Source organism: Pseudomonas mandelii, assembly GCF_024138395.1.
Taxonomy (GTDB): Bacteria; Pseudomonadota; Gammaproteobacteria; order Pseudomonadales; family Pseudomonadaceae; genus Aquipseudomonas; species Aquipseudomonas mandelii_E.
The window spans coordinates 192208-218135 of the sequence record NZ_JAMYDU010000009.1 but is presented as its reverse complement, the minus strand read 5'-3'; the positions used below and the strand labels follow the sequence as shown (position 1 = coordinate 218135).

The 25928-nt window shown below is 58.7% G+C and carries 28 protein-coding genes; 13 read left to right on the top strand and 15 right to left on the bottom strand.

Annotation, left to right across the window (positions count from 1 at the left end; all coding sequences use genetic code 11):
- Positions 1–259 precede the first annotated feature (259 nt).
- A complete protein-coding gene (locus tag NHU87_RS16440) occupies positions 260–916 on the bottom strand; it encodes a thiopurine S-methyltransferase (protein WP_253550654.1) in 657 nt (218 codons plus the stop codon).
- 103 nt (positions 917–1019) lie between these two features.
- Between NHU87_RS16440 and NHU87_RS16435 the strand changes: the two genes are divergently transcribed.
- Complete coding sequence (locus NHU87_RS16435) at positions 1020–1787, top strand: DODA-type extradiol aromatic ring-opening family dioxygenase (RefSeq protein ID WP_253550651.1); 768 nt, start codon at positions 1020–1022, stop codon at positions 1785–1787.
- A gap of 183 nt (positions 1788–1970) precedes the next feature.
- Here the strand turns inward: NHU87_RS16435 and NHU87_RS16430 are convergent, their stop codons facing one another.
- Positions 1971–3644: a DEAD/DEAH box helicase gene (locus NHU87_RS16430; RefSeq protein ID WP_007943712.1), complete on the bottom strand. Its 1674-nt coding sequence runs from the start codon at positions 3642–3644 to the stop codon at positions 1971–1973.
- Positions 3645–4076: 432 nt separating this feature from the next.
- Between NHU87_RS16430 and NHU87_RS16425 the strand changes: the two genes are divergently transcribed.
- Positions 4077–4868 (top strand): crotonase/enoyl-CoA hydratase family protein, encoded by a 792-nt coding sequence (locus tag NHU87_RS16425; protein WP_253550649.1) that lies wholly within the window; start codon positions 4077–4079, stop codon positions 4866–4868.
- A gap of 115 nt (positions 4869–4983) precedes the next feature.
- On the opposite strand, the gene NHU87_RS16420 is transcribed toward NHU87_RS16425, so the two are convergent.
- Positions 4984–5739, bottom strand: a complete 756-nt coding sequence (locus tag NHU87_RS16420) for a spermidine synthase (protein ID WP_253550646.1) — start codon at positions 5737–5739, stop codon at positions 4984–4986.
- A gap of 163 nt (positions 5740–5902) precedes the next feature.
- On the opposite strand from NHU87_RS16420, the gene NHU87_RS16415 reads away from it, so the two are divergent.
- Positions 5903–7249, top strand: coding sequence for a class II 3-deoxy-7-phosphoheptulonate synthase (locus NHU87_RS16415; RefSeq protein WP_253550642.1), 1347 nt, complete (start codon positions 5903–5905; stop codon positions 7247–7249).
- Positions 7250–7380: 131 nt separating this feature from the next.
- Here NHU87_RS16415 and NHU87_RS16410 read toward each other — a convergent pair whose 3' ends face one another.
- Positions 7381–8610, bottom strand: a complete 1230-nt coding sequence (locus NHU87_RS16410) for a winged helix-turn-helix domain-containing protein (RefSeq protein ID WP_253550639.1) — start codon at positions 8608–8610, stop codon at positions 7381–7383.
- A gap of 64 nt (positions 8611–8674) precedes the next feature.
- Positions 8675–8890, bottom strand: a complete 216-nt coding sequence (locus NHU87_RS16405) for a DUF1127 domain-containing protein (protein WP_032835366.1) — start codon at positions 8888–8890, stop codon at positions 8675–8677.
- A 96-nt stretch (positions 8891–8986) separates the two neighbouring features.
- On the opposite strand from NHU87_RS16405, the gene NHU87_RS16400 reads away from it, so the two are divergent.
- On the top strand, positions 8987–9841 hold the full coding sequence (locus tag NHU87_RS16400) for a LysR substrate-binding domain-containing protein (RefSeq protein ID WP_253550636.1): 855 nt from the start codon (positions 8987–8989) through the stop codon (positions 9839–9841).
- On the opposite strand, the gene NHU87_RS16395 is transcribed toward NHU87_RS16400, so the two are convergent.
- On the bottom strand, positions 9831–10580 hold the full coding sequence (locus NHU87_RS16395; protein WP_253550633.1) for a sulfite exporter TauE/SafE family protein: 750 nt from the start codon (positions 10578–10580) through the stop codon (positions 9831–9833). The genes NHU87_RS16400 and NHU87_RS16395 overlap by 11 nt on opposite strands.
- A 109-nt stretch (positions 10581–10689) precedes the next feature.
- On the opposite strand from NHU87_RS16395, the gene NHU87_RS16390 reads away from it, so the two are divergent.
- The 4 genes from NHU87_RS16390 to NHU87_RS16375 all read left to right on the top strand — a co-directional run bounded on the left by NHU87_RS16390 (position 10690) and on the right by NHU87_RS16375 (position 13973).
- Positions 10690–11646 carry a LysR family transcriptional regulator gene (locus tag NHU87_RS16390; RefSeq protein WP_253550630.1) on the top strand — a complete coding sequence of 319 codons (957 nt, stop codon included), beginning with the start codon at positions 10690–10692 and terminating at the stop codon, positions 11644–11646.
- Positions 11647–11715: 69 nt separating this feature from the next.
- Positions 11716–12177, top strand: a complete 462-nt coding sequence (locus NHU87_RS16385; protein ID WP_253550627.1) for a MarR family winged helix-turn-helix transcriptional regulator — start codon at positions 11716–11718, stop codon at positions 12175–12177.
- A gap of 330 nt (positions 12178–12507) precedes the next feature.
- Positions 12508–12927: an organic hydroperoxide resistance protein gene (locus NHU87_RS16380; protein WP_253550624.1), complete on the top strand. Its 420-nt coding sequence runs from the start codon at positions 12508–12510 to the stop codon at positions 12925–12927.
- A 32-nt stretch (positions 12928–12959) separates the two neighbouring features.
- The gene (locus NHU87_RS16375; RefSeq protein WP_253550621.1) at positions 12960–13973 is read left to right on the top strand and encodes an alpha/beta hydrolase; all 1014 of its coding nucleotides are present in this window, start codon (positions 12960–12962) and stop codon (positions 13971–13973) included.
- A 185-nt stretch (positions 13974–14158) separates the two neighbouring features.
- Here the strand turns inward: NHU87_RS16375 and NHU87_RS16370 are convergent, their stop codons facing one another.
- Positions 14159–14728, bottom strand: a complete 570-nt coding sequence (locus tag NHU87_RS16370; protein WP_223483792.1) for an elongation factor P — start codon at positions 14726–14728, stop codon at positions 14159–14161.
- A gap of 48 nt (positions 14729–14776) precedes the next feature.
- Positions 14777–15919 carry an elongation factor P maturation arginine rhamnosyltransferase EarP gene (gene earP, locus NHU87_RS16365; RefSeq protein WP_253550619.1) on the bottom strand — a complete coding sequence of 381 codons (1143 nt, stop codon included), beginning with the start codon at positions 15917–15919 and terminating at the stop codon, positions 14777–14779.
- Positions 15920–16043: 124 nt separating this feature from the next.
- On the opposite strand from earP, the gene NHU87_RS16360 reads away from it, so the two are divergent.
- Together NHU87_RS16360 and NHU87_RS16355 are read left to right on the top strand one after the other, a co-directional pair.
- Positions 16044–16451: a hypothetical protein gene (locus NHU87_RS16360; RefSeq protein ID WP_253550616.1), complete on the top strand. Its 408-nt coding sequence runs from the start codon at positions 16044–16046 to the stop codon at positions 16449–16451.
- A gap of 14 nt (positions 16452–16465) precedes the next feature.
- Positions 16466–16948, top strand: a complete 483-nt coding sequence (locus NHU87_RS16355) for a GreA/GreB family elongation factor (RefSeq protein ID WP_253550614.1) — start codon at positions 16466–16468, stop codon at positions 16946–16948.
- 3 nt (positions 16949–16951) lie between these two features.
- Here the strand turns inward: NHU87_RS16355 and cysB are convergent, their stop codons facing one another.
- The 5 genes from cysB to NHU87_RS16330 form a co-directional block, all read right to left on the bottom strand.
- Positions 16952–17926 carry an HTH-type transcriptional regulator CysB gene (gene cysB / locus NHU87_RS16350; RefSeq protein WP_007899921.1) on the bottom strand — a complete coding sequence of 325 codons (975 nt, stop codon included), beginning with the start codon at positions 17924–17926 and terminating at the stop codon, positions 16952–16954.
- 112 nt (positions 17927–18038) lie between these two features.
- Positions 18039–18542 (bottom strand): universal stress protein, encoded by a 504-nt coding sequence (locus NHU87_RS16345; protein WP_253550611.1) that lies wholly within the window; start codon positions 18540–18542, stop codon positions 18039–18041.
- 97 nt (positions 18543–18639) lie between these two features.
- Positions 18640–19545 (bottom strand): 5'-nucleotidase, encoded by a 906-nt coding sequence (locus tag NHU87_RS16340; protein ID WP_253550608.1) that lies wholly within the window; start codon positions 19543–19545, stop codon positions 18640–18642.
- Positions 19546–19826: 281 nt separating this feature from the next.
- Complete coding sequence (locus NHU87_RS16335) at positions 19827–20783, bottom strand: putative 2-dehydropantoate 2-reductase (RefSeq protein WP_253550605.1); 957 nt, start codon at positions 20781–20783, stop codon at positions 19827–19829.
- Positions 20780–21166: a thioredoxin family protein gene (locus NHU87_RS16330; RefSeq protein WP_253550602.1), complete on the bottom strand. Its 387-nt coding sequence runs from the start codon at positions 21164–21166 to the stop codon at positions 20780–20782. Before NHU87_RS16330 ends, NHU87_RS16335 begins: the two co-directional genes overlap by 4 nt.
- On the opposite strand from NHU87_RS16330, the gene NHU87_RS16325 reads away from it, so the two are divergent.
- A complete protein-coding gene (locus tag NHU87_RS16325) occupies positions 21165–21593 on the top strand; it encodes a PilZ domain-containing protein (protein ID WP_253550599.1) in 429 nt (142 codons plus the stop codon). The genes NHU87_RS16330 and NHU87_RS16325 overlap by 2 nt on opposite strands.
- 143 nt (positions 21594–21736) lie before the next feature.
- Complete coding sequence (locus NHU87_RS16320; protein WP_253550585.1) at positions 21737–22813, top strand: 3-deoxy-7-phosphoheptulonate synthase; 1077 nt, start codon at positions 21737–21739, stop codon at positions 22811–22813.
- A gap of 69 nt (positions 22814–22882) precedes the next feature.
- Here the strand turns inward: NHU87_RS16320 and NHU87_RS16315 are convergent, their stop codons facing one another.
- The gene (locus tag NHU87_RS16315; protein WP_030132333.1) at positions 22883–23164 is read right to left on the bottom strand and encodes a GNAT family N-acetyltransferase; all 282 of its coding nucleotides are present in this window, start codon (positions 23162–23164) and stop codon (positions 22883–22885) included.
- A gap of 631 nt (positions 23165–23795) precedes the next feature.
- On the opposite strand from NHU87_RS16315, the gene oprI reads away from it, so the two are divergent.
- On the top strand, positions 23796–24047 hold the full coding sequence (gene oprI, locus NHU87_RS16310) for an outer membrane lipoprotei OprI (RefSeq protein ID WP_003172710.1): 252 nt from the start codon (positions 23796–23798) through the stop codon (positions 24045–24047).
- Positions 24048–24170: 123 nt separating this feature from the next.
- On the opposite strand, the gene NHU87_RS16305 is transcribed toward oprI, so the two are convergent.
- The gene (locus tag NHU87_RS16305; protein ID WP_253550582.1) at positions 24171–25142 is read right to left on the bottom strand and encodes a L,D-transpeptidase family protein; all 972 of its coding nucleotides are present in this window, start codon (positions 25140–25142) and stop codon (positions 24171–24173) included.
- Positions 25143–25928: the final 786 nt, after the last annotated feature.

Genomic DNA, 25928 nt, shown 5'->3' with positions numbered 1-25928 from the left:
ACTGCGTTTTGCGCCCGTATCCATTGCACCTTCCTGATAAGAAGTCAGAAGGTGTAAACCTTATTCAGGACGAGACACTGCACTAAAAAAAGGCCCGCAGCGATGCGGGCCTTTTTTTGTCTGTTTGATTCGTGCGGTGCTCTTCAGGGCCTCTTCGCGGGCAAGCCTCGCTCCTACAGGTCCACGCTGATTTCAAGATCGACACCAACCCTGTAGGAGCGAGGCTTGCCCGCGAAGAGGCCAGCAAACTCAACACACCTTAATGGCTGGAAACCCGATAAACCCGCTCTTCAAGCCGTGTCACACCGGCCTCAAGAAACTTCCAGCTCTCACCCAGAACGTCTTGGTCTTCCAGAATCTTCAGCGCCCACACATTGCCGAACAACCGCTGCACTTCATCATCAAGCACAGCAAACGGCGGCCCGGCCATTTGCGCCTGGTCGTAATCCAGCGTAATCAAAAGCCCTGAAGCATCCTTCGGCAGAATCCGAATCAGATGAGCCGCGTATTGCTCTCGCATCGCCGGCGGCAAGGCGATCAATGCCGCGCGGTCGTACAACCCGCTGCAGTCGGCGACATCGCCTGCCGTCAGCTCAAAGAAATCGCCACACCACAACTCGATTGAACCGGCGCGGTAGACCTTGAACGGTCCCTGCTCACTGACGTCCGGGTCAAATTGATGCTCACTGAAAAAATCCTCCACGGCCTTTTCCGACAGCTCAACCCCCAAGACCTCATGACCTTGGTGCGCCAGCCACAACAGATCCAGACTTTTCCCACACAAAGGCACCAGCACGCGAGCGCCCTCTTCCAGGCCTAACGCGGGCCAGAACCGTTGCAGATAAGGATTCACTTCCGGCAGATGAAAGCCGATCTGATTCGACGCCCATCGTTTGTGCCAAAACTCCGGCTGCATAATTAACCCCGAAAAATTCGATCAAAAGACCCTAAAACTTATATTAGATTTAGATCAATGATCTGACTGAAGATGGTGCCATCTTACTCTCAGGAGCTCATTCATGTTCCCCAGCCTGTATATCTCTCATGGCTCCCCGATGCTAGCCCTGGAACCCGGCGCCAGCGGACCGGCCCTCACGCGTCTGGCCGCAGCATTACCGAAACCCAAAGCCATCGTGATGGTTTCCGCACACTGGGAAAGCAGCGAACTGCTGGTCAGCGGCAACCTTCAGCCTGAAACCTGGCATGACTTCGGCGGATTCCCGCAGGCCTTGTTCGAAGTGCAATACCCGGCCCCCGGCAATCCGCAACTGGCGGTGGAGGTGGTCGAGCTGCTGAAGGCCGATGGCCTGCCGGCACGCATCGACACCCAGCGACCGTTCGACCATGGCGTTTGGGTACCCTTGTCGTTGATGTATCCGCAGGCTGACATCCCGGTGGTGCAGGTTTCGCTGCCCACCCGTGGCGGCCCTGCCCTGCAAACCCGCGTCGGCCATGCCTTGGCCAGCCTGCGCGAACACGGTGTGCTGTTGATCGGCTCCGGCAGCATCACCCACAACCTGCGCGAACTGGACTGGCACGCCGGCCCGGAAAGCGTCGAACCCTGGGCCAAGGCGTTTCGCGACTGGATGATCGAGAAACTCGAAGCGAACGACGAAGCCGCGTTGCACGACTATCGCCGGCAAGCTCCGAATGCCGTGCGCAACCATCCGAGTGACGAGCATCTGCTGCCGCTGTATTTTGCCCGTGGGGCTGGGGGTGAGTTCAGCATTGCGCACCAGGGGTTCACCATGGGGGCGCTGGGAATGGACATTTATCGGTTCGGATAACGTCAAGATCAAAAGATCGTCCGAACGCGGCCCGAGCCTTCGGCAGCTCCTACATTGACCGCGCTCGACGACATTCCTGTAGGAGCTGTCGAGTGAAACGAGGCTGCGATCTTTTTTCAGGCAAAAAAAATCCCCGAACCAGTCGGGGATTTTTTATGTTCGATCAATCAGCCCAAGAGCGGATCAATCTTCGCGATAGCGACGCAGCTTCAACTGCTTACCGGCAACGCGAGTGTCCTTCAGCTTGGTCAGAAGTTTCTCCAGACCATCTTCCGGCAGCTCGACAAGGCTGAAGCTGTCACGCACCTGGATGCGACCGATGGCTTCACGCGCCAAACCGCCTTCATTCAGGATGGCGCCCAGCAGGTTCTTGGCAGCGATACCATCACGCGCACCCAGCGCGGTACGGCAACGAGCACGACCTTCGGCCAATGGAACCGGAGCACGACGCTCGCGATCACCACGGTCCGGACGATCACCGGTACGCTCTGGACGATCGCCACGCGGTGCATTGTTCGGCACCAATGGACGTTCTTTCTCGATTGCGGCCAGGGTCAGCGCCTGAGCGTTGGTTGCCTTGCGCAGCAGAGCAGCGGCCAGTGCACGCGGGGTGCAACCGATGTCGGCGGTCAGGCGATCCAGCAGATCACCGTGAGTCGATTCGGCATCAGCGACCAGCGGCGACAGGCTGTTGGTCAGTTTCTTGATGCGGGCATCGAGAACGGCTTGGGCGTCCGGCAGACGAACTTCGGCAACCTTCTGACCGGTTACACGCTCGATCACTTGCAGCATGCGGCGCTCACGCGGAGTCACCAGCAGCAGTGCGCGACCTTCGCGACCGGCACGGCCGGTACGGCCGATACGGTGAACGTAGGACTCAGGATCGTACGGCATGTCAACGTTGAACACGTGAGTGATGCGCGGAACGTCCAGACCACGAGCGGCAACGTCGGTCGCCACAACGATGTCCAGACGGCCATCCTTGAGGGATTCGATCACGCGCTCACGCTGGTTCTGAGCAATGTCACCGTTCAGCGCAGCGGCTTTGTAGCCTTTGGCTTCCAGGGCGCTGGCCAGGTCCAGGGTCGCTTGCTTGGTGCGCACGAACATGATCAGGGCGTCGAAATCTTCCACTTCCAGCAGGCTCAATACAGCCGAGGTCTTCTGGTCAGCGTGAACCAACAGGTGAGCCTGTTCGATCGCGGTAACGGTCTGAGTCTTGGTCTGGATCTTCACGTGTTGCGGATCGCGCAGATGGCGTTCGGCAATGGCACGGATCGACTGCGGCAGGGTGGCCGAGAACAATACGGTCTGACGGGTTGCTGGCAGGGCCTTGAAGATGACTTCGAGGTCGTCCATGAAACCCAGTTTGAGCATTTCATCGGCTTCGTCGAGAACCAGGTGGTTCACGGTAGCCAGAACTTTTTCGTCGCGACGCAGGTGGTCGCACAGACGGCCCGGCGTGGCGACAACGATCTGTGCGCCATTACGGATTGCTTTCAGTTGTGGGCCCATAGGCGCGCCGCCGTAAACGGCCACAACGGTAACACCAGGCATTTGCTTGGCGTAGGTTTCGAAAGCGGTTGCTACTTGCAGCGCCAACTCACGGGTTGGCGCCAGGATCAGGGCTTGCGGCTCGCGCTTGGCAGGATCGATGCGGTGCAGGATCGGCAGGGCGAACGCGGCGGTTTTACCCGTACCGGTTTGCGCTTGGCCAATCATGTCGTGGCCGGCCATGATGATCGGGATCGATTGCTGCTGAATAGCCGAAGGTTCTTCGTAGCCGGTCGCAATGACGGCTGCAAGAATATTCGGATTAAGATTAAAAGCGGCGAAGCCGCCGGTTTCCTGGGTCATGGGTCTGCCTCTAAGTGCATCCGCAAAGACCCATGCTCCAAAGCTGCGCATGCCGTGTAAGACTCAAGAGTCGCCCTGGCTGCTTTGTCGGCGGGGATTTGCGAAAACGAATGAATGAAAAAGATTCGTCAAGGAAGAGTCCGCTGTGCGGACGTGCAGCCGAAGCTGACTTCGGGGAATTGCGCTACCTAAACGCGGCCAGGTTAAAGGCCGGCGCGCACTATACCGGAATTCGCCCAAAAAGGGAGCTTTTTTTATCGGAAAAAACCGACGTACAGCGTTGTGTCACGGGCTTTGCGGATAATCGCGCGACGGTCTATTTTGCAAAGGCCCGGCCCTGCTGACGATGGCGCTAAAACGGTTCACTCTTGTGACGCAGACCTGCGGTCTCACATATCCCTTCCCGCCCCTTCCCGCCCGAGGAAATGCCCCATGAATCAGCCCAGCCCCAGTCGTGTAACCCGTGAACGACACGGCCATGTCCTGATGATCGGCCTGGATCGGGTGGCCAAACGCAATGCCTTCGACCTCGACCTGCTCAACGCACTCAGCCTGGCCTATGGCGAGTTCGAGGCCGACAGCGAGGCGCGGGTCGCGGTGGTGTTCGGTCATGGTGAGCATTTCACTGCCGGGCTCGATCTGATCAGCGCCGGCGCGGCCCTGGCCGAAGGCTGGCAGGCACCGCCCGGTGGCTGCGACCCATGGGGCGTGCTCGCAGGCCCCAGGGTCAGCAAACCAGTGATTGTCGCGGCGCAAGGCTACTGCCTGACCGTTGGCATCGAATTGATGCTGGCTGCCGATATCAACCTGTGCGCCAGCAATACCCGTTTTGCCCAGAAGGAAGTGCAGCGCGGGATCTTCCCGTTCGGCGGCGCCACTTTGCGCCTGCATCAGGTCGCCGGCTGGGGCAATGCGATGCGCTGGCTGCTTACTGGCGATGAATTCGACGCTCATGACGCCTTGCATCTGGGGTTGGTGCAGGAGGTCATGGCCAGCGAGGATTTATTGCCGCGGGCCATTGAACTGGCTGAACGGATTGCCCGGCAGGCGCCGCTGGGGGTTCAGGCAACGCTGATGTCGGCCCGGCAGGCGCGCTATGAAGGGGAAATGGCGGCAGCGCAGGCCTTGCCGGCGCAGGTGAAGAAATTGCTGAACAGCGAAGATGCCAAGGAGGGTGTACGGTCGATGATCGAGAAGCGGCCGGGGGTTTTCAAAGGGCTTTGAGGGATGTGTTGACGGGAAGGAAGCCTTCGCGGGCAAGCCTCGCTCCTACAATGGCTACGCACATCCTGTAGGAGCGAGGCTTGCCCGCGAAGAGGCCCTAAAGACCAACCACCCTCTATGTCGCCGGCCGAATCGCCTTGATCAACGACTGCAACGAATACCCCAATTGCGGCGCCAAGCCTTCAGCCCGCGCGATCAGCCCATCCATATTCAGTTCCTGATCCAGCTCCGATGGCACGATCAGAATCACGTTGCCCTCCTTCACTGGCAGTTCCCAGTAATGCCGGTGATAAAGACCGCGCAACAACGCCGCCCCCAACGGTCGACCATCGTCGGTGGCCCACTGGTTGATCACCAGCCAGCCACCCGGATTCAACCGTTTCTGACAGTTTTCCAAAAAACCCCAGGCCAGATGCCCGACACCCGGCCCGACATCGGTATAGAGGTCGACGAAAATCAGATCGGCCGATTCAGCCGTATCGAGCAACTCCAGGGCATCGCCGACGCGGATGTACAGCCGTGGATCGTCATCCAGCCCGAGGTATTCGATGGCCAGGCGCGGTACATCCGGGCGCAATTCGATGGCTTCGACATCTTCCAGCGGCAGGAACTTAAGACAGGCTTGAGTCAGAGTACCGGCGCCGAGCCCGAGGAACAGCGCGCTTTCCGGCTGTTCGTGGCACAGCGCGCCAATCAGCATCGCCCGGGTGTAATCGTATTCGAGCCAGCTCGGATCGGCGGTGAATACGCAGCTCTGTTCGATGGCATCACCGAACTCCAGAAAACGGTAATCGGCCACTTCCAGCACGCGAATCACGCCGAATTCATCCTGTACCTCGGCGAGCAGATGCTCGACGCGCTCCTCAGTCATTTCGTCTCCTGATGTCACCGGGCCTGCAATGTAATAAATAGCAGTGCAATAAGACCGCGTGGGTAGCGCGGCAAAGGCCCGATTGTCCGCGAAGCGACGGGAACAGGTCACGCACTAATTGCTGATAACATAACCGTCCGAGCGTAAAACACTAGAGACTGCAATGAGCCAACCCTGGAGCCCTGACAGCTGGCGCGCCCTGCCGATCCAGCAACAACCCCAATACCCCGACGCGGCGCATTTGCTGCATGTCGAGCAAACCCTGGCGAGCTATCCGCCGCTGGTGTTTGCCGGTGAAGCCCGGGAGTTGCGTCGTCAGTTTGCCGAAGTGACCCAGGGCCGGGCGTTTCTGTTGCAAGGCGGCGACTGCGCCGAAAGCTTCGCCGAATTCTCCGCCGCGAAAATTCGTGACACGTTTAAAGTGTTGCTGCAGATGGCGATCGTCATGACCTTCGCCGCCGGTTGCCCGGTGGTCAAAGTCGGACGCATGGCCGGCCAGTTCGCCAAACCCCGTTCGGCCAACGATGAAACCATCAATGGCGTGACGCTGCCGGCCTACCGTGGCGACATCGTCAACGGCATCGGTTTCGACGAAAAAAGCCGCGTGCCGGACCCGGAACGTCTGCTGCAGTCTTATCACCAGTCCACGGCAACCCTGAACCTGTTGCGTGCCTTCGCCCAAGGCGGCTTTGCCGACCTGCATCAGGTGCACAAGTGGAACCTGGATTTCATCGCCAACTCGGCGCTGGCCGAGAAGTACAGCCATCTGGCCGATCGCATCGATGAGACCCTGGCCTTCATGCGCGCCTGCGGCATGGACAGTTCACCACAACTGCGCGAAACCAGTTTTTTCACCGCCCATGAAGCGCTGCTGCTTAACTACGAAGAAGCCTTCGTGCGTCGCGACAGCCTGACCAATGATTACTACGATTGCTCGGCCCACATGCTGTGGATCGGCGACCGTACTCGTCAACTGAACGGCGCGCATGTCGAGTTCCTGCGCGGGGTGCACAACCCGATCGGCGTGAAGGTCGGCCCGAGCATGAACCCCGAAGACCTGATTCGCCTGATCGATGTGCTCAACCCGGACAACGACCCGGGTCGCCTGAACCTGATTGCGCGGATGGGCGCGAACAAGGTCGGCGATCACCTGCCACAGCTGATCCGCGCGGTGCAGCGCGAAGGCAAGCAGGTGCTTTGGAGTTCCGACCCGATGCACGGCAACACCATCAAGGCCAGCAGCGGCTATAAGACCCGCGACTTCGCGCAGATTCTTGGCGAGGTGAAACAGTTCTTCCAGGTTCACGAGGCGGAAGGCAGTTATGCCGGCGGCATCCACATCGAAATGACCGGGCAGAACGTCACCGAATGCATCGGCGGCGCGCGGCCGATTACCGAGGATGGCTTGTCGGATCGTTACCACACCCACTGCGACCCGCGGATGAATGCCGATCAGTCGCTGGAATTGGCGTTTTTGATTGCTGAAACCCTGAAGCAGGTTCGGCGGTGAGTCAGTAAGTCTTTGGTTGCCTGACACGACGCCATCGCGGGCAAGCCCGCTCCCACAGGGTTAGCGCCAGACACATAATTTGTGAACGACGTGATCATTGTGGGAGCGGGCTTGCCCGCGATGGCGTCGGCTCAATCACCACCAATCTGTACCAATGCCACTCGCAACCGAGCCGCACTCGCCCGCGGGCAATTCAATTGAATCTGCTCCAGCCCCAACCAATCCGCCATCTGCCGCAGATTCACCGCCAACGCCAGCATCCCCGCCTCATCCAGCCCCGGCTCTTCCTCATGCACGGCATGCACCGCCAACCGGCCCAACCCCCGTTCGGCGCGCAAGTCGACCCGCGCGGCAATTCGCTCATGGTGCAAAAACGGCAATACGTAATAGCCATAGACGCGCTTGTGCTGTGGCGTATAAATCTCCAGCCGATAACGGAAATCGAATAGTCGCTCGGTACGGCTGCGTTCCCAGATCAGCGAATCGAACGGTGAAAGCAGCGCACTGGCCTCGACCTTGCGCGGTACTTTCGGCTCTGCCATGCAATAGGCCGGTTGCCGCCAGCCTTCAACCTCACACACCAGCAAATCACCCTCCTCGACCAGCTCCGCCAGACGCGGTCGGCTGTCTGCCGGGTTCAAGCGAAAGTAATCCCGCAGGTCCTTTTCCGTCGCCACGCCCAACGCATTGGCGGCGTGCAGCAAGAGACCGCGCTGAGCCTCGGCCTCGCTGAGCAAGGGTTGCTGAAGTATCGCCGAAGGAATCACCCGTTCCGGCAAATCATAAAGCCGTTCGAACCCGCGCCGACCGGCCACGGTCACTTCACCGGCAGCGAACAGCCATTCCAAAGCATGCTTTTCCGCACTCCAGTCCCACCACGGCCCTGCCCGCTCCTGCCGGGTCGACAAGCTGCCCGCACCCAGCGCACCGAGTTCCTGAACCGACGCCAGAACGCGGCGAATCGTGGCTTGCTGCTCACGACCGAAGCGCGCCAGTTGCTGATAGATGTCTTCGCCGCAAGTCGCGCGCTGCATGCGCCAGCGCATCAAGGGGTACATCGATAAGGGCAACAGAGACGCTTCATGGCCCCAGTATTCGAACAACGTGCGTCGACGGCCCTGACTCCAGGCAGCCTGATCAAGCAAGTCGGATGAGTAATTGCCAAGACGGGAAAACAAGGGAAGGTAGTGCGAACGCACTAACGCATTGACCGAATCGATCTGCAGAATGCCCAGGCGTTCGATCAGCCGGTTGAGCTGAACCGCTTTGATCGCCGCTGGCGGCTGGCGCCCGTTGAACCCTTGGGCAGCCAGCGCCAGACGCCGAGCCTGTTTGAGGGAAAAGGACAGTGTGGCGGGCATGAGCATCTCCTTGTCTGCTCGCAACCTACCTCACCCGCAAGTGCTTTGTGTAGCGATGGCATCATCATTTATGCATCGGATCATCCCAGAACGGTCTTACCGTCTCATGCTCCACATCCGCACGGCTCACGCCGATATCCTTCAGTGCTTCGTCGCTCAAGCTCGCCAGCATTTCACGTTCACGGTGAAGTTCGTACCAGCGACTAAACTTGTGCAGCAGATCGGATACCGCGTGGATTGAGAATTTTTGTTCCGTTACATGCTCGTTGTGACCTTTCATCGTATTGCCCTCCTTTAGGGATGGCTCAAGTCTCGCGCCAGCGATAAGATCAATCCAACGAATGTTTCTGATGGCATACATCTCGGAGATTGATGAATGTCCGCCTACCCCAGTATCGACACCGATGTACTGCGCACCTTCGTCGCGATTGCCGATCAGGGTGGTTTTACCCGTGCCGGTGAAATGGTCAACCGCACTCAGTCGGCGGTGAGCATGCAGATGAAACGCCTGGAAGAAGACGTGCTGCAGCGCCAACTGTTCGAACGCGACGGGCGTCAGGTCAAGCTGACCGCCGAAGGCCAGGTGTTGCTGGGCTATGCGCGGCGCATCCTCAAACTCCACAGCGAAGTGTTCAATACCCTGCGCGAGCCGCACATGGTCGGCACGGTACGCATCGGCACGCCCGATGATTACGTCATGCGCTTTCTGCCAGGCATTCTTTCGCGCTTTGCGCAGTTTTATCCGCTGATCCAGATAGAGGTTCATTGCGAATCCACGAAACAGTTGCTGCAACGCACCGATCTGGACCTGTCCATCGTCACCCGCGAGCCGGGTAACGAGATCGGCCAACTATTGCGCAAGGAGCGTTTCGTCTGGGCCGAGGCGCAAAACTTCAGCGCCCACGAGCAGACGCCGCTGCCGCTGGCGATGTTCAACAGTGATTGCTTCTGTCGCCTCTGGGCATGCAATGCCCTGGACGCCATGGGCCGCGACTACCGGATTGCCTACAACAGCTCCAGCCTGTCGGCATTGATGGCCGTGGTCAGCGCGGGTCTGGCGATCACCGCGCAGCTGGAAAGCCTGATCACCCCGGACATGCGCATCCTTGGCGCCAACGAAGACCTGCCGCTGTTGCCGGAAGCCAGCATCATGCTGATCCGCAACCTGAACAACCCTTCGCCGATCACCGAATGCCTTGCCGAGCACATCGTCGAAGGTTTCAAACTTTAAACGCGAGCATCACCGCACAGACCACCAGAAAACCACAGAACAGCCCGCGCAGCAGCCGCTCCGGCAATGCGTGGGCAATTCTCACGCCCCAACTGATGCTCATCAATCCACCGACCGCCAACGGCACACCGATCGCCCAATGCACCTGATCATGCACCGCATAAGTCGCCAGGGTGACGCCCGTGCTCGGCAACGCCAGCGCCAGCGCCAATCCTTGGGCAACCACTTGAGTGGTACCAAACAGGCTGGTCAACACCGGCGTTGCCACCACCGCCCCGCCCACTCCAAATAGTCCGCCCATCGTCCCGGAAGCCGCGCCGAGCACACCCAGCCACGGCCAGGAATAGCGCATCTGCGAAGAGGCCGGTGCGTTGGTGGTGAACATTCGCATCAGGTTGTAGGCCGACAGCGCGATCAGGAAAGCAACGAAACCCAAGCGCATGGTTTGCGCGTCGATACCCACCGCCCAGATCGAACCGATCCAGGCAAAGCAGAAACCCATCAATGCCAATGGCAACGCATGCCGCAATTCGATGCGATTGCGCTGGTGATAGCGCCACAGCGCCAGCATCACGTTCGGCACCACCATCACCAGCGCCGTGCCTTGGGCAATCTGCTGATCAAGACCGAACCACACGCCCAGCAGCGGGATCGCGACTAATCCCCCACCGATGCCGAACAATCCGCCGAGGGTTCCCAAGGCAGCACCAAAGACCAGATACAACATGAATTCAATCACAGGCGATTTTCCTTTTGTGAGGCTGTTTATCCTACGCAGTCGGCTCTGGCGGGGAAACGCACAGCAACGCACAATGGCTGTGCCAATTTCGCACAAGCGCCGACGAACCATGAACCCCAATCAATTGACTGAACAACTTGGCCTGTTTCTCGATGTGTTGGAAAGCGGCAGTTTTTCCGCCGCCTCCCGTCGCCATCCATTGACGCCTTCAGCCGTGGCGCGACGCATCGATAGCCTCGAAGGCGCCGTCGGCAGCCAACTGTTCATTCGCAGCACCCATGCCGTACGCGCTACCCCGGCCGGCCTGGCTTTTGCCGAGCGCGCACGGCGGATCGTCGCTGAACTGCGCCTGGCCCGGGCGGAAGCGGTGTCCTTGAGCAGTGCGCCGGAAGGCTTGATTCGGGTGGATGCGCCGGCAGCATTCGGACGCCGACACCTGGCGCCGGTGATTGCCGATTTCCTCATGCTTTATTCCGGCCTCGACGTGCAATTGCACCTGATCGACAGCTTTGTCGACATGCAGGGCTCGAACCTGGGCAAGGTCGATCTGGTGTTGCGTGCCGGGCAGATAGCCGACACTCGGCTGGTGGCGACACCGCTGGCGAGCATGGTGCGCATCGCCTGCGCCAGCCCCGAATATCTGCAACGCCGTGGCGTGCCGACCGATCCGGCGCAGTTGATCGACCATGATGGCCTCGACTGGGAAGGCTTGGCTCCGCCGTTCGCCTGGCGCTTCGAGCGGGATGGGCAGATGCACTTGCACCGGCCAGCGCGAATCCGCATGAGCGCCAATAATGCCGAGGCACTGGTGTGCGGCGCGCTGGCGGGGTTGGGCATCGCGCATTTGCCGACCTGGCTGGCGAGCGAATATTTATTACGCGGCGAACTACTGCCGCTGTTCTGCGAAAACGGTCTGCCAAAACCGGAAAGCACCGGCATTTATGCGTTGCGTCTGGAGCAGCAACCCAGTTCGCGCAGCCGCTTGTTGCTGGAATACCTGAAGACCCGTTTCAGCCCCATTCCGCCGTGGGATCTGGCGCTGCAAAACAACCTGGACCGCCACTAGTCCAGAATTATCTGGCGCATTAAAGATTCGCCCGCTAGATTCATGACGATCACTGATCAAGGTTTTGAAATGAACACCGAACGCAACACCCCGGACAACTGCGACGACCTGCTGCTGGACAATCAGGTCTGCTTCGCCCTGCATTCCACTTCGCTGCTGATGACCAAGGTCTACAAACCGCTGCTGCAAGCGCTGGGCCTGACCTATCCGCAGTACCTGGCGATGATGGTGTTGTGGGAAAAGGATGGGTTGACGGTCGGCGAAATCAGCACACGACTGCTGACCGATCCCGGCTCCCTTACCCCGCTGCTCAAACGCCTGGAAGCCGAAGGCCTGCTGAGCCGCACCCGCAGTCGTGAAGATGAACGGGTGGTGATTGTCGATCTGACTGAGCAAGGCCGTGCGTTGCGAGACAAGGCACGCGATATTCCTCAGTGCATCCTCGGCGCCAGCGGACAAACGCTGGAACAGCTGAAGAAGCTGCAAGCGGATCTTCAAGCGCTGCGTAGCCATCTGCAAGACAGCCTTTAGACCGCGTTATCGTTCTTCGCGGGCAAGCCTCGCTCCTACAGGTTTTATGTCGTTTACAAATTATGTTATCGACCGAAAACCTGTAGGAGCGAGGCTTGCCCGCGAAGGCGCCCTCCCCGTCGCAAAAAAATTTCACCTCGAAAAAATCCCGCACGAAAGCCTCTATCTCAAGCTTCTCCGACCCAATCGAATTGCTGCACTGCGATGCAAAACAAATTTTTTCGAAAATTTATCTTGCGCACTAAATACTTGCGGGCTACATTCATCTCGCACTTACTTAGCGCGCAAACATTTAGCGCAAAACATCCAAACTCGAACGAGGCTCACACCATGCAAACTCTTTACACCGCAATCGCAACCTCCACCGGCGGCCGTGACGGTCGTGCGATCTCCAGCGACAACATCCTCGACGTTAAACTCGCCACGCCCAAAGAACTCGGTGGTGCTGGCGGTGCCGCAACCAACCCTGAACAACTGTTCGCAGCCGGCTACTCCGCCTGCTTCATCGGCGCGCTGAAATTCGTCGCCAGCCAGACCAAACGCAAAATCCCGGACGACGCTTCGATCACCGCCCATGTCGGCATCGGCCAGATCCCTGGCGGTTTCGGTCTGGACATCGACCTGCACATCAGCCTGCCGGGTCTTGAGCAAGCCGATGCACAAAGCCTGGTCGAAGCCGCCCACCACGTCTGCCCATACTCCAACGCCACCCGTGGCAACGTCGATGTGCGCCTGCACGTAACCGTCTAACCGCTGACTCCAAGGTCGAACAGGAAATGAATATGAACACTTTCAGCAAAGTCTTGACCGGTACCCTTCTCGCCCTGTCCATCAACAGTGCATTCGCAGGCAATGGGGTTGAACACAACACCCAGGCGTTCCTCGATGTACTGAATGCCGGCACCGGCAAACCGATCGAACAGCTCACCCCTGCCGAGGCCCGCGCGGTGTTGGTGGGTGCGCAGGCCGGGGTGAAACTGACGCTGCCCAAAGCCGACGTCAGCGAGAAGACTATTCAGGTCGACGGCCAACCGATCAGCCTGACCATCGTTCGGCCGGCCGGGGTCAAAGGCGAGCTTCCGGTGTTCATGTTCTTCCACGGCGGTGGCTGGGTGTTGGGGGATTTCCCGACCCACGAACGGCTGGTTCGGGATTTGGTAACGGGTTCGGGCGCGGCGGCGGTGTTCGTCAATTACACGCCGTCGCCGGAAGCGCATTACCCGGTGGCGATCAATCAGGCGTACGCCGCGACCAAGTGGGTGGCCGAGCACGGTAAAGAGATCAACGTCGACGGCAAACGTCTGGCTGTGGCGGGTAATAGCGTCGGTGGCAACATGGCGGCCGTGGTTGCGTTGATGGCCAAAGACAAAGGCACACCGGCGATCAGGTTCCAGGTGTTGTTGTGGCCGGTGACTGACGCCAGCTTCGAGACGGCGTCTTACAACCAGTTCGCCGAGGGGCACTTCCTCAGCAAAAACATGATGAAGTGGTTCTGGGACAACTACACCACCGATGCCAAGCAACGGAACGAGATTTACGCCTCACCGTTGCGGGCCACTACCGCGCAGTTGAAAGGCCTGCCACCCGCGCTGGTGCAGACTGCCGGTGCCGACGTATTGCGCGATGAAGGCGAAGCCTATGCCCGCAAACTCGACGAGGCTGGCGTGCCGGTCACGGCAGTTCGCTACAACGGCATGATCCACGACTATGGTTTGCTCAACGTAGTGAGCCAGGTTCCCGCCGTGCGCTCGGCGATGTTGCAGGCATCTGAAGAACTAAAGCAACACCTGAAATAACAGCTTTTGTAGGAGCGAGGCTTGCCCGCGAAGACGGTTTATCATCCGACATTGTTGTCGGCTGACAGGACGCTTTCGCGGGCAAGCCTCGCTCCTACAGGATTGGGGGCTGCGATCCTTTGATCTTGATCGGTCACAAAAAAGCCCGACTCAATGGTCGGGCTTTTTCATTCCTGAAGCTGTGCTTATTTAGCACGGCCTTTGTAGGAACCGCCTTCGCGGGTATCGATCTCGATTTTGTCACCGATTTCGATGAAGTCAGCAACTTGCAGCTCAGTACCGTTGCTCAGTTTGGCAGGCTTCATCACCTTGCCGGAAGTGTCGCCGCGAGCGGAACCTTCGGTGTAGTCAACTACACGCACGATGGTGGTCGGCAACTCTACGGAAACCAGACGCTCTTCGAAGAAGATCGCTTCGCAAACATCGGTCATGCCTTCTTCAACGAAAGGCAGAACGGCTTCGATGTCTTCAGCGTTCAGCTCGTACATGGTGTAGTCAGTGGTGTCCATGAACGTGTAAGAGTCGCCGCTGATGAAGGACAGGGTCGCTTCTTTACGGTCGAGGATTACGTCGTCCAGTTTGTCGTCGGCGCTGTAAACGATCTCGGTCTTGTAACCGGTCAGCAGGTTTTTCAGCTTGGTCTTCATGATCGCGCTGTTACGACCCGACTTGGTGAATTCAGCTTTCTGAACCAGCCAAGGATCGTTTTCGAGACGGATCACCATCCCGGGTTTCAGTTCTTTACCAGTTTTCATTGCGAATATCCGAATTTGGATGGGATTTACAAAAATCTAGGCCGCGTATCATATCCAATTTAGGTAAAACTGTACCAGCGCTGCGGCAAGATCTGCCTGCAAGGCTTGTTCCAGACACCATGTCTCGGCATGTTTTTCCAGTTCAGGCCAATGTTTGCGGGTTGATTTCCAATGACCCGTCATTGTCTCACCTGCGTTCCATGCCCGCCATAGACCGCTGATCGCCTCGCCGGCAGGCTCGGACAAGCCTTGGGTGTACAGAGTCAGGAAAGCATCGAGCTTGTCCAGATGGATGTCTTCGTCCTGCCGATAGATGTGCCAGAGCAGCGGCCGGCCAGCCCATTGGGCGCGGACAAAGGAGTCTTCGCCGCGCACGGCGTTGAAATCGCAGCTCCACAGCAGTAGGTCATATTGATCCTGCCGGACGAATGGCAGCACTTGCACGGTCAAGGCATCGCGCACATGCAGCGCCCCGGCCGTCAGCCCATCCACGCCGAGCCAGCGTTCGACGTCGCCGAGAATCCGCCCTTCGGGTACCAGCAGATGAGTCGGCGTCGAGTCGGCCGCCATCGTGTCGAGCCAACTGGCCAGCCCGGTATTTTCGTAGGCAAACAGCGAGATCAGCTGTGCATTCGGCGCGCGATCAATTCCCAACCCTTGCAGGAATTCTCGCTGAGCTTGCGGACTTTGCTGAAACTGCCGACGCCGCTCGAGCAATCCTCTCTCACGCAGCAGGCCACCGGTGCCCTTGCGAAAGCCCGGGAAGAAAAAGAACTTCTGCACGTTCTTGTACTTCACCGATGGCAAGCCGTGGCAGCCGACGACCCAGTCTTCGGCACTCAGGTAATCGAGGTTCATCCACAGCGGCGGCTTTTCCCGTTCGGCCATGGCTTCCATGTAGGCGCTCGGCAACTGACAAGCGAATGCTGCGATGACGACATCAGCGGCTTCGGTGGGCTGCCAGTCGGCCGGCCACTGTCGCACTTCGACGCCCTGCTGCCACTGCTGCGCAGCATTGATGTCGATGTCCGGACACAAACGCTCGAAGGCCCGCAGGTCGTCGACCCACAGGCGCACCGCCACTGAATGTTCGGCCACCAGTTGTCGGGCCAGGCGCCAGGTCACGCCGATGTCGCCGAAGTTGTCGACCACGGTGCAAAAAATATCCCAGCGGGTTTTCATTTCAGGCATTCCAGGCTCCCGTTGGCAAAGGCGCCGATTGTCCGCATAAATTACCCCGTGCAGAAGAGCCGACGGCGATTAATCTTCATGCGACAATCGCCACTTGCCCGCGACCACCCGCCAGGAGGCAGTAATGCCCTACCGTCCCAACCCGCGCCGTCCCTTGCCGATCCAGTTTAATGCGCTGCAACTGACCGGCAGCATTGCCCTCGGTTTGTGGCTGGGATTCATCGCGATCGCGCTGACTTGCTGGCTCGCCTGGCGCCTGTTGTTCAACGAGCAATTGGCGCCCTTGGCCCAGGCGGTGGAGCAACTGACCAAGCCTCCGGTGATTGAGCAACCTGCCCAACCTGCCCCGCAGGACCCGATGTTCGAACAGTACGAGGACCACCTGCGCAGGAATGAACAGCAGCAAATGGTGGAACAGGCCAGAAGCAGCAAACACAATCATTCCAATCCAAAATGCCAGTTCTGGCTGCAGCAGAATCAAACTGCGCCGAGCGAAAAAAGCCGCGCCAACATCCTGCAATTCTGCGATTGATCATGAAGCTCTCTATGCACAAGCCGACCGTCCACCAACTGATTATCGACAAGCTGCGGATCGATCTCGACATCGCCGAGCGGGCCGCGCAAACCGCCTACGAAACCGCGACCCACGAAGAAAACATAGCCGAAAACAAGTACGACACGCTGGGGCTGGAGGCGTCTTATCTGGCGGCCGGACAGGCCAAACGAGTGGAAGAAATCAGGCAGTCATTGACCCTTTGCCAGAACCTGACACTGCGGCCTTATGACGATCAGCGCGGTATCGAAGTCGGTGCCCTGCTCGGCCTGAAAGACGAAAAGGGTCGCGAACAATGGCTGTTCCTGGCCCCCGACGCGGCCGGGTTGAAGATCGATCTGGTGGGGCAACTGATTACCGTCATTACCCCTCGCTCGCCGCTGGGCAAAAGCCTGCTGGGCAAGTTCGAAGGGGATGAAGTGGAGATTCTGGTGGCGGGCGCTCGGCAACAGTTTTCTGTCACCGAGGTAATCTAGCGATTAATGGACCGGCAGTTCGACGCCGTCGAACAGCTCTTCCAGTTCCTGTTTGTTGTGGCACTGAATGGCCTTGGCCATCACTTCGCGGGTCAGGTGCGGGGCGAATTTCTCGATGAAGTCGCACATGAAACCACGCAGGAACGTACCGCGACGGAAACCGATTTTGGTAATGCTGGATTCGAACAACTCGCTGGCATCGAGTACTACCAGGTCGCTATCGAGCTTGGTGTCGACCGCCATTTTCGCCACGATGCCCACGCCCAGGCCTAGACGAACGTAAGTCTTGATCACGTCGGCGTCGGCCGCGGTGAACACCACTTTGGGTGTCAGGCCACGATGGCTGAAGGCTTCGTCGAGTTTCGAACGGCCGGTGAAACCGAACACGTAGGTCACGATCGGGTATTCGGCCAAGGCTTCGAGGGTCAGCTTCGACAGCTTGGTCAACGGGTGGCCCTGAGGCACGACCACGCAGCGGTTCCAGCGGTAGCAGGGCATCATCACCAGGTCGCCGAACAACTCCAGCGCTTCGGTGGCGATGGCGAAATCGACGGTGCCGTCAGCGGCCATTTCGGCGATCTGCATCGGCGAACCCTGGTGCATATGCAGGGCAACGTCCGGGTATTGCTTGATGAAATTGCTGATCACCGGTGGCAATGCATAACGCGCCTGGGTGTGCGTGGTAGCGATCGACAGGGTGCCTTTTTTCTCGTTGGAGAATTCCTGGGCGATCTGCTTGATGCTCTCAACTTTGCGCAGGATTTCGCCGGCGGTGGTGATGATGCGCTCGCCGGCTGGAGTAACGCGGGTCAGGTGCTTGCCGCTGCGGGCGAAAACCTCGACCCCCAATTCGTCTTCCAGCAGACGGATCTGTTTGCTGATGCCCGGTTGCGAGGTGTAGAGGCTTTGGGCTGTAGCTGAAACGTTGAGGTCGTGGTGCGCCACTTCCCAGATGTAGCGCAATTGTTGGAGCTTCATATGAATCCCTCAAAGCAGGTAGACGCCACGGGCATCAGCGACGATATATAACTATATTAATGGTTTGATTAATAAATCTAGAACTTTTTATCAAAACACCATTATTCGTGTCCTAGCGATCCCCTTTGCGGCGACGTTCCATCAGCGGCACCAGATAGACCGGCACTCTGGACAGTTGCAACACGCGCGCAGCGGTTCGGCCCAATGGCGTTTCCGCGCCAGCGCCATGGCTGTGACTTCCTACGATCAGCAAATCGACGGAGAGTTTCTGCGCCTGGTCGAGAATCACCTGCGACGGATCGCCCTGCAGCACCCGCACTGCCCGAATCCGTTCCAGGTCCAGCGCCCCCTCATCCCCCAGCTCTTCGCGAAAGCTGTCGAGCACCCGCTGCTCGATATTGGCAATCACCGTATTCAGGCCCTGGCTGTGAAACTCGTTCAAGGCCTGCTCATCGAGGTAACTCTGAAGCACCGATTCGGCGAACAACCCCATCGGCTCCACCGCGTGCACCACATATAGATCGGCATTGAATGTTCGAGCCAGTGCCAACGCATGCTGCATCACGAAAGGTGCATACAGACCGAGGTCGGTGGCATACAGCATCGAATGAATCATAGGGACCTCCTTGGATGCCAACATGGCGGAGATTGATTCAGCTTAGCAGTGCGGTGGCGAGTGCGGCGTCTGGCGCAATGCATTGAACCGGGGCGCTTTAAATCGACGGCTCGTTACTGATGCCATGCGGCACGTGACCGGTGGCGACCACTTCGCGGGCCAGCTCGCAATGGCCGGCCTGGTCATCGAAAAATACATCGGCGGCAAACGCTTCGAGAAAAGCCGATTTGGTCAAACCGCCGAGGAACAACGACTCGTCCAGACGGATGTCCCATTCGCGCAAGGTGCGGATCACCCGTTCATGGGCCGGCGCCGATCGCGCGGTCACCAGCGCGGTGCGGATCGGACAGGCATCATCGGGGAACTCGCGCTGCAAAAGGTTGAGCGCCGCGAGGAAACCTTTGAACGGCCCGCCGCGCAAAGGCTCGCGGGCTGACTCGCGTTCGCTGGCCTGAAACGCTGCAAGGCCTCCCGATTGATAGACCCGCTCCGACTCATCGGAAAACAGCACCGCGTCACCGTCGAACGCAATGCGCAATTCATCGCTGGCGGCGCGACTGGCACCGCCCGACAGAATAGTCGCTGCAGCGAAACCGGCATCCAGCGCACTGCGCACGTCGTCGGAATGAGTCGAAAGAAACAGGTCGCAGCCAAAGGCCTTGAGGTACGGATAAGGACTGCGCCCGCCGACAAATGCCGCACGCGAGATCGCCAGGCCATAGTGATGAATCGAGTTGAACACCCGCAGACCGGTGTCGGCGCTGTTGCGCGACACCAGAATCACCTCGACCCGGGCTCGGCCGAGACTGGCATTCAGGTTCAGGAGTTTTTCGACCAACGGGAACGCATCGCCGGGCTCGAGAATTTCGTCTTCGTGTTCGATCTGGTATTGCCGATACGCCTCGACGCCGCTCGACAGATAAACCTTGTGGCTCTCGCTCAAATCGAACAGTGCTCGCGAAGAAATCGCCAACACCAGTTTGTCGTCTATGCCATTGGCCATGCCCTTCCCCTAATGCCCAAGTCAGTTAAGCCGCAATGCTATCTGTAGCAGCTGCCGAATCCTGCGTTCGGCTGTAGCAGCTGTCGAGCCTGCGAGGCTGCGTTCGGCTGCGGAGCAGTCGTGAATCCAGTAGACGCGGTGTACCTGATGCACCGCAAGTTCTGGTTTGACGACTGCTTCGCAGCCGAACGCAGCCTTCGGCAGCTGCTACAAGGAAGTGCATCGCGGCTGAAATTGCTGAACTGCCGGCATTATTGCCCTTCCCCTTCTTTTTGACCGACTCAGTGATTACGTCGGTCGATAAAACTCAAGCTGCGATACAAGGCTTCGATGCGCGGTAATTCACATCCCGCCGCCTTCGCCGCTGCCAGTGGTCGAGTGTAGATGGCATCCAGTTCCAGCGGTCGCTTGTGCAGGAAGTCGTGGTACATGCTCGGCCAATAGTCGGGCATTTTCTCGGTCATCATGAACAGATAATCGGCGTAACCCGGCGGCATGTCATGACCACAGGCCTTGGCCCCCTGAACCACTTCGGCCATCAAGGCCTGAATCAGCGCGCGGCTATCGGCATCCGTCATCAAGGGTGTGGTGCTGGCCCCGAGCAGAACCGACAGGCCGTTGTAGGGGATATTCCAGACCAGTTTCTGCCAGCGCGCCTGATGCAGGTTCGGCATGGCCTGGGAGTCGATGCCGGCGGTGCGAAACAGCCCGGCGCCTTCCTCGACGATATTCATGCGCGCCTGTTCATCGGCGGCGGGACCGCTGTGATAGCCGACGTTCACGGCCCCGAGCGCCTGATGGGTAATGACCCCTGGGCCGGCGCGATAGACGCAGATCAGACAGAGCCCGCCGAGCAGGTGCAGTGAATCGGGGAGCAACTCGCGCAGACTGTCTTCAACGTCCAGGCCATTTTGCAGCAACAGTACTTTGGCATCAGGTGCCGCCGCTTGAATGATGGCCGGTGCCAGGTCCGCGTTACTGGTGGTCTTGGCGCCCACCAGTAGCCAGTCACACGGCGGCATATCTGCAGCCGATGAATAGGCCTGGACCGGGTTCAGGACCAGCGGGCCCAACGACGCATGGTCAAGATGCAAGCCACGTTCGGCGACCGCTGAAAACTCACTGCGCAACAAAAAGTGCACATCGAAGCCGGCACGCGCCAGCATCAGCCCGTAGAAACCACCGATCGCGCCGGTTCCGATAATGCCGATTGTCGGTTTGGCCATAGTGTCTGTCATGGCAACTCCTCTGCTTGTCGACTCAACGCCTGACTCACGGCTTCGTTGAGCGCTGTGCGGGTCAGACGCGACTGTAGTGCCCCGAAGAACTCACCGTCGCGCACCACAAACAGCGCCGGCAAATGAAAGACCCGATAACGCTCGACCACGCCACCATTGTTCCCGGCATCGATCCAGCACAGTCGATCAACCGCCAGATCGAACGTGGGCAATTGCTCACGGGCAAAACGGCAACTGGCGCAGCCGACGCTGGTAAAAATCACCAGGGAAATGCCGTCCATCGCCAGCAGCCGTTGGTCGGCGTCGAAATCGGTCAGTTCCGATTCGCCCACTATACTGGGAGAAACGATGTCAGATGGCCGACACAGGGAGTCCGTGTTCATGGGACGTTATCTTCCTCATCCTGACGATGTACCCGTCGAATTAACGTTGCTCAAACATGAGTGCATCTCGCGGCAACAGCTGCACACTATCAGCCTCGGCGGCATGGCTTGCAATTACCACCGCGGATGGCGAAGGGGCACCGCACTTCAAGTACGCATGCCCACCCTGAGCACCACGATCTGCTACCTGGGCTATGTTGCCTGGTGTCTGCGACGAAAACGCAGCTATCTGGTGGGCATCGCCTTCATCGACGAACAGACCCTGTTCAGCGCGCGAATGGGTGAGCAGGTTTGCCAGATCGAACGTTACTGTCGTCAGCATGAACCTCAAAGCGAGCAGCTGAGCAATCAGACCCTGGCCCTCGAATGGGTCCAGCTGCACGCCAACGAGTTCTCCCACGACACGGTTCGCAAGGCATTTGCATAGCTAATGCTGGATTAAACCGGTGCCTGCCCATTGTCGAGCCACGGTGTAACGCGCTAAGGTTCGGCTCCCCGACGCGCTTAATTTGCTGTGCTCCGCCGCGCGGGTTCGCTGGCGGCCGGCACCTGTGACCTGACGAGTAAACGATGGCTGATTTACCGATCAACGACCTTAACGTCGCTTCCAACGAGACACTGATCACTCCCGATCAGCTCAAGCGTGATATTCCTCTGAGCGACGCTGCCCTGCGCACCGTCACCAAGGGCCGCGAAGTCATTCGCAACATTCTTGATGGCACCGACCACCGCCTGTTCGTCGTGATCGGGCCGTGCTCGATCCATGACATCAAGGCTGCCCACGAATACGCCGAGCGTCTGAAAGTGCTCGCGGCGGAAGTGTCCGATACTCTGTATCTGGTCATGCGCGTGTATTTCGAGAAGCCACGCACCACCGTCGGCTGGAAAGGCTTGATCAACGACCCGTACCTGGACGACTCGTTCAAGATTCAGGATGGTTTGCACATCGGTCGTCAGTTGCTGCTGGACCTGGCCGAGATGGGCCTGCCGACCGCGACCGAAGCCCTCGACCCGATCTCCCCGCAATACTTGCAGGACCTGATCAGCTGGTCGGCGATCGGCGCACGCACCACCGAATCCCAGACTCACCGTGAAATGGCTTCCGGCCTGTCCTCGGCTGTCGGCTTCAAAAACGGCACCGATGGCGGCCTGACGGTGGCCATCAACGCCTTGCAATCGGTCTCCAGCCCGCACCGTTTCCTGGGCATCAACCAGGAAGGTGGCGTGTCGATCGTCACCACCAAGGGCAACGCCTACGGTCACGTGGTGTTGCGCGGCGGTAACGGCAAACCGAACTACGATTCGGTCAGCGTCGCGCTCTGCGAGCAAGCGCTGAACAAAGCGAAGATCAAGCCGAACATCATGGTCGATTGCAGCCACGCCAACTCCAACAAAGACCCGGCCCTGCAACCGCTGGTGATGGAAAACGTCGCCAACCAGATCCTCGAAGGCAACCAGTCGATCATTGGCCTGATGGTCGAAAGTCACCTGAACTGGGGCTGCCAGGCGATCCCGAAAGACCTCGCCGACCTGCAATACGGCGTGTCGATCACCGATGCCTGCATCGACTGGACTTCCACCGAAAATACCTTGCGCAGCATGCACGCCAAACTCAAGGACGTGCTGCCGAAACGCAATCGCAGCTGATCGTCGTTTCGTTCACGCAAAAAAAAACGCCAGGTTCAAACCTGGCGTTTTTTTTTGCGTTCGCTTTGTTCACAGCTTGGCGGCATGCCGCTGGTGGCGTTCCATGTAGCGCTCCACGTAGGAACACGATGGAATGACCGTGTAGCCCATTTCCTCAGCGTATTGCAGTGCCTGCTCGGTCAACGCCGCCGCGATGCCGCGACCACGCAGCGCATTGGGCACAAAGGTACGATAAATATCCAGGGTCTGTTTTCCCAGATCCATATAGGTCAGGTAGGCACGATAACCGTCCACGGTGGTCTCGAACTGATGACCAGCCTGGTCATGGTGGATGGACAACGCCTCGCTCATCACTACTCCTCGCGGGTCTTTAATTCTGACCCCTACCTTACCGATGTTTTTCCGGCGAAGGAACATCTACGCCACCCCGTGCCTGAATGGACACCGAGAGAGCAACACCAATCTCGCGCAACCGAGCACGTAACAAATAGTAGGCACCATTGGCAGAAAATGCTCAAGGGACGCTCGTCATGCTGGCAGGCGGGAGTTGCTTGGGTAATGCAGGGGCGGCTCGACCGGGATCTTCCCGAGTCCGAGCCTGAACATTGCCGGATATTGAGACTTAAGACGAGCGCCCTTTGTTTAAGTCACCTCAACATGGATAAAGATATGAGAGCCGCTGCGCAAAATCCGAACAAAAGTGTGGACGATTCCATCTAGGCAGACTTTAGTCGAGACTGAAAAACAGCTGCCGAGGTGGGGAACTTTTCTTTGGCGGCTCGCTCAGTTCGGGCCTCGCAGCTGGATATTTTTTATACAATGCAGTTAAAAGTTGCTCGAAAAAGAATCAACGCCTACAATTTTTTTTGCTTCTTGCTCAACGTCAGTTTACTTACTACAAGTAATGGGTAGTATGTACGCCGGCTATTTCCTCACTCTGAGGAGACAGCTACTTAATAGAAAGTCCTTGAAGGGGAACACGATGAACAACGTTCTGAAATTCTCTGCTCTGGCTCTGGCCGCAGTTCTGGCTACCGGTTGCAGCAGCGTATCGAAAGAAACCGAAGCACGTCTGACTGCTACTGAAGACGCAGCAGCTCGCTCCCAGGCTCGTGCAGACGAAGCTTACCGTAAAGCTGATGAAGCTCTGGCTGCTGCTCAAAAAGCACAACAGACTGCTGACGAAGCTAACGAGCGTGCTCTGCGCATGCTGGAAAAAGCTAGCCGCAAGTAATAGTCCTTCGGGATTGTTATCAAGCCGACCCATTTTTTGGGTCGGCTTTTTTATCGCCCGCATTTTCTGCAGGTCATAAAAAACCCGCCGATGCGGCCTGCATCGGCGGGTTGCTTTAACGCGTTATTGCTGCAGATCGATCGGTGCACTCGATACCATCGGCTCCGAAGCACTCGGCACGGCGATTTCCACCGGCAGGCCATCTTCAGCGGCAACCACGTCACGCACTACATCCCAGTTCATGCGCAAGTTGCTGGTGATGTCTTCACGCTTGAGCATCGCATTGATCACCGCGGTGTGCTTGTCGACCACCGAAGGGTTGCCCAGATCGTCCAGCGGCGTGTGCGCTTCCAGATAAACCTTGCCCGCACTGAGGCCGAACTTGTACGGGTCGTTGATGATCCGCACCGACGTCCCGACCGGCACCATGCTGGCCATTTCCAGCACGTTGTTGTTGAACATGCGGAAGCAACCGTGGCTGGTGCGCATGCCGATACCGAATTTCTTGTTCGAACCGTGGATCAGGTAGCCCGGAGTGCCCAGTGTGAACTTGAACGGCCCCAGCGGGTTGTCCGGGCCGGCTGGCACCACATTCGGCAGTGGATCGCCATCAGCGGCGTGCTCGGCCTTGATCGACGCTGGAGGCGTCCAGGTCGGGTTCGGTGTCTTGGCGATGATGCTGGTGTGGGCAATCGGCGAGCCCCAGCCTTCACGGCCGATACCCAGCGGGAAGGTGTACACCACGTCCCGGCCTTTCGGGAAATAGTAGAGACGGTATTCAGCCAGGTTGATGACGATGCCTTCACGAGGACCCGGCGGCAGGATGAAGCGCGTCGGCAGTACCACTTCGGTACCTGCGCCCGGTAGCCATGGATCAACGCCAGGGTTGGCGGCGACCATTTCCGAATAGCCCAGATCGTAGGTGGTGCCAAGGTCGGCGAAGGTATCTTCGTACTTGGCCTTGATCACTTGCACCTGGCCGATGATGTCTTCACCGGGTGGTGGCAGGGGTAGCTCCAATGCTGCTACCGGGCCCGCGACACAGAGGGCGGCAAGAGACAGGCAGCGGGTGACGGCGGGAAAGCGCGGCAACATCCGGAAAATCCTTCGCATGATCGACAAGGGTATAAAAATGGAATTGTACACCGCCTTCCGTTATTTCGGGGAGACGTAAAGACCTGTGGTTGCGGGCCGGCCTGTGGAGTACAACTTCCGATCTTGATGGGGTACATATCCGTTTCTGCGGCCACGGCTTCTATTGGTTTCGCTTTTACAGCGAGTCACTTTCGAAAAGCGCGAAAGTAACCAAAGCGCTTTTGCCCCTTTCGTTCGGTGGCTCGCCCAGGCTCGCCATGCCCTCGCTCCGGTCCTGCTCCGTGGGCCCGCCGCGATCGGCCATCCATGGCCGTGCGCGGCTAACCCGGCATCCATGCCGGGTTGCCCACTGCGCAGAACCTCCACTCGGCCTCTCGAGGGGCGGTGCATCAACATCAAAAGCTGCAGGCGAGCTAACGCTCGGCCTGTTGAGTGGTGAAAAGCAGGGCGGATGTGCTTTTCGCCGCATCGCTGCGATGACGGCCTGTCAGCCGACTAATCTTCCCCGGATGTACCCACTCCAACTGTGGGAGCTGGCTTGCTCGCGAAGCTGTTGATCTTGCCGTTGCCGTTGCTTTGGCTTTTGATCTTGATCTGTTGCCCCTTTCCCAGAGGCCGAACGCAGGCGTTGCGTAGGGGGCACCGCGGCAAGGATGCCGCGGTAGCCGCCCCCGGCCATGAATGGCCGATGGCGGCGGGCCCCCGAAGCAATGCCTTCGTTATGGCATGCCGAGCCTAAGCGAGGCACCGAATGGCGGGGCAGAAGCGCTTTGGTTACTTTCGCGC

Bases quoted from the DNA above. Each gene is read 5' to 3' on its own strand.
- cysB (WP_007899921.1), bottom strand. From the start codon at position 17,926: ATGAAGCTCCAACAATTGCGCTACATCTGGGAAGTGGCGCACCACGAC.
- NHU87_RS16435 (WP_253550651.1), top strand. From the start codon at position 1,020: ATGTTCCCCAGCCTGTATATCTCTCATGGCTCCCCGATGCTAGCCCTG.
- NHU87_RS16390 (WP_253550630.1), top strand. From the start codon at position 10,690: ATGAACCCCAATCAATTGACTGAACAACTTGGCCTGTTTCTCGATGTG.
- NHU87_RS16335 (WP_253550605.1), bottom strand. From the start codon at position 20,783: ATGACAGACACTATGGCCAAACCGACAATCGGCATTATCGGAACCGGC.
- NHU87_RS16400 (WP_253550636.1), top strand. From the start codon at position 8,987: ATGTCCGCCTACCCCAGTATCGACACCGATGTACTGCGCACCTTCGTC.
- NHU87_RS16430 (WP_007943712.1), bottom strand. From the start codon at position 3,644: ATGACCCAGGAAACCGGCGGCTTCGCCGCTTTTAATCTTAATCCGAAT.
- NHU87_RS16415 (WP_253550642.1), top strand. From the start codon at position 5,903: ATGAGCCAACCCTGGAGCCCTGACAGCTGGCGCGCCCTGCCGATCCAG.
- NHU87_RS16440 (WP_253550654.1), bottom strand. From the start codon at position 916: ATGCAGCCGGAGTTTTGGCACAAACGATGGGCGTCGAATCAGATCGGC.
- NHU87_RS16355 (WP_253550614.1), top strand. From the start codon at position 16,466: ATGCACAAGCCGACCGTCCACCAACTGATTATCGACAAGCTGCGGATC.
- NHU87_RS16375 (WP_253550621.1), top strand. From the start codon at position 12,960: ATGAACACTTTCAGCAAAGTCTTGACCGGTACCCTTCTCGCCCTGTCC.
- NHU87_RS16305 (WP_253550582.1), bottom strand. From the start codon at position 25,142: ATGTTGCCGCGCTTTCCCGCCGTCACCCGCTGCCTGTCTCTTGCCGCC.
- NHU87_RS16385 (WP_253550627.1), top strand. From the start codon at position 11,716: ATGAACACCGAACGCAACACCCCGGACAACTGCGACGACCTGCTGCTG.
- NHU87_RS16360 (WP_253550616.1), top strand. From the start codon at position 16,044: ATGCCCTACCGTCCCAACCCGCGCCGTCCCTTGCCGATCCAGTTTAAT.
- NHU87_RS16345 (WP_253550611.1), bottom strand. From the start codon at position 18,542: ATGATTCATTCGATGCTGTATGCCACCGACCTCGGTCTGTATGCACCT.
- NHU87_RS16410 (WP_253550639.1), bottom strand. From the start codon at position 8,610: ATGCCCGCCACACTGTCCTTTTCCCTCAAACAGGCTCGGCGTCTGGCG.
- NHU87_RS16325 (WP_253550599.1), top strand. From the start codon at position 21,165: ATGGGACGTTATCTTCCTCATCCTGACGATGTACCCGTCGAATTAACG.
- NHU87_RS16405 (WP_032835366.1), bottom strand. From the start codon at position 8,890: ATGAAAGGTCACAACGAGCATGTAACGGAACAAAAATTCTCAATCCAC.
- NHU87_RS16425 (WP_253550649.1), top strand. From the start codon at position 4,077: ATGAATCAGCCCAGCCCCAGTCGTGTAACCCGTGAACGACACGGCCAT.
- NHU87_RS16340 (WP_253550608.1), bottom strand. From the start codon at position 19,545: ATGGCCAATGGCATAGACGACAAACTGGTGTTGGCGATTTCTTCGCGA.
- oprI (WP_003172710.1), top strand. From the start codon at position 23,796: ATGAACAACGTTCTGAAATTCTCTGCTCTGGCTCTGGCCGCAGTTCTG.
- NHU87_RS16330 (WP_253550602.1), bottom strand. From the start codon at position 21,166: ATGAACACGGACTCCCTGTGTCGGCCATCTGACATCGTTTCTCCCAGT.
- earP (WP_253550619.1), bottom strand. From the start codon at position 15,919: ATGCCTGAAATGAAAACCCGCTGGGATATTTTTTGCACCGTGGTCGAC.
- NHU87_RS16380 (WP_253550624.1), top strand. From the start codon at position 12,508: ATGCAAACTCTTTACACCGCAATCGCAACCTCCACCGGCGGCCGTGAC.
- NHU87_RS16370 (WP_223483792.1), bottom strand. From the start codon at position 14,728: ATGAAAACTGGTAAAGAACTGAAACCCGGGATGGTGATCCGTCTCGAA.
- NHU87_RS16320 (WP_253550585.1), top strand. From the start codon at position 21,737: ATGGCTGATTTACCGATCAACGACCTTAACGTCGCTTCCAACGAGACA.
- NHU87_RS16315 (WP_030132333.1), bottom strand. From the start codon at position 23,164: ATGAGCGAGGCGTTGTCCATCCACCATGACCAGGCTGGTCATCAGTTC.
- NHU87_RS16420 (WP_253550646.1), bottom strand. From the start codon at position 5,739: ATGACTGAGGAGCGCGTCGAGCATCTGCTCGCCGAGGTACAGGATGAA.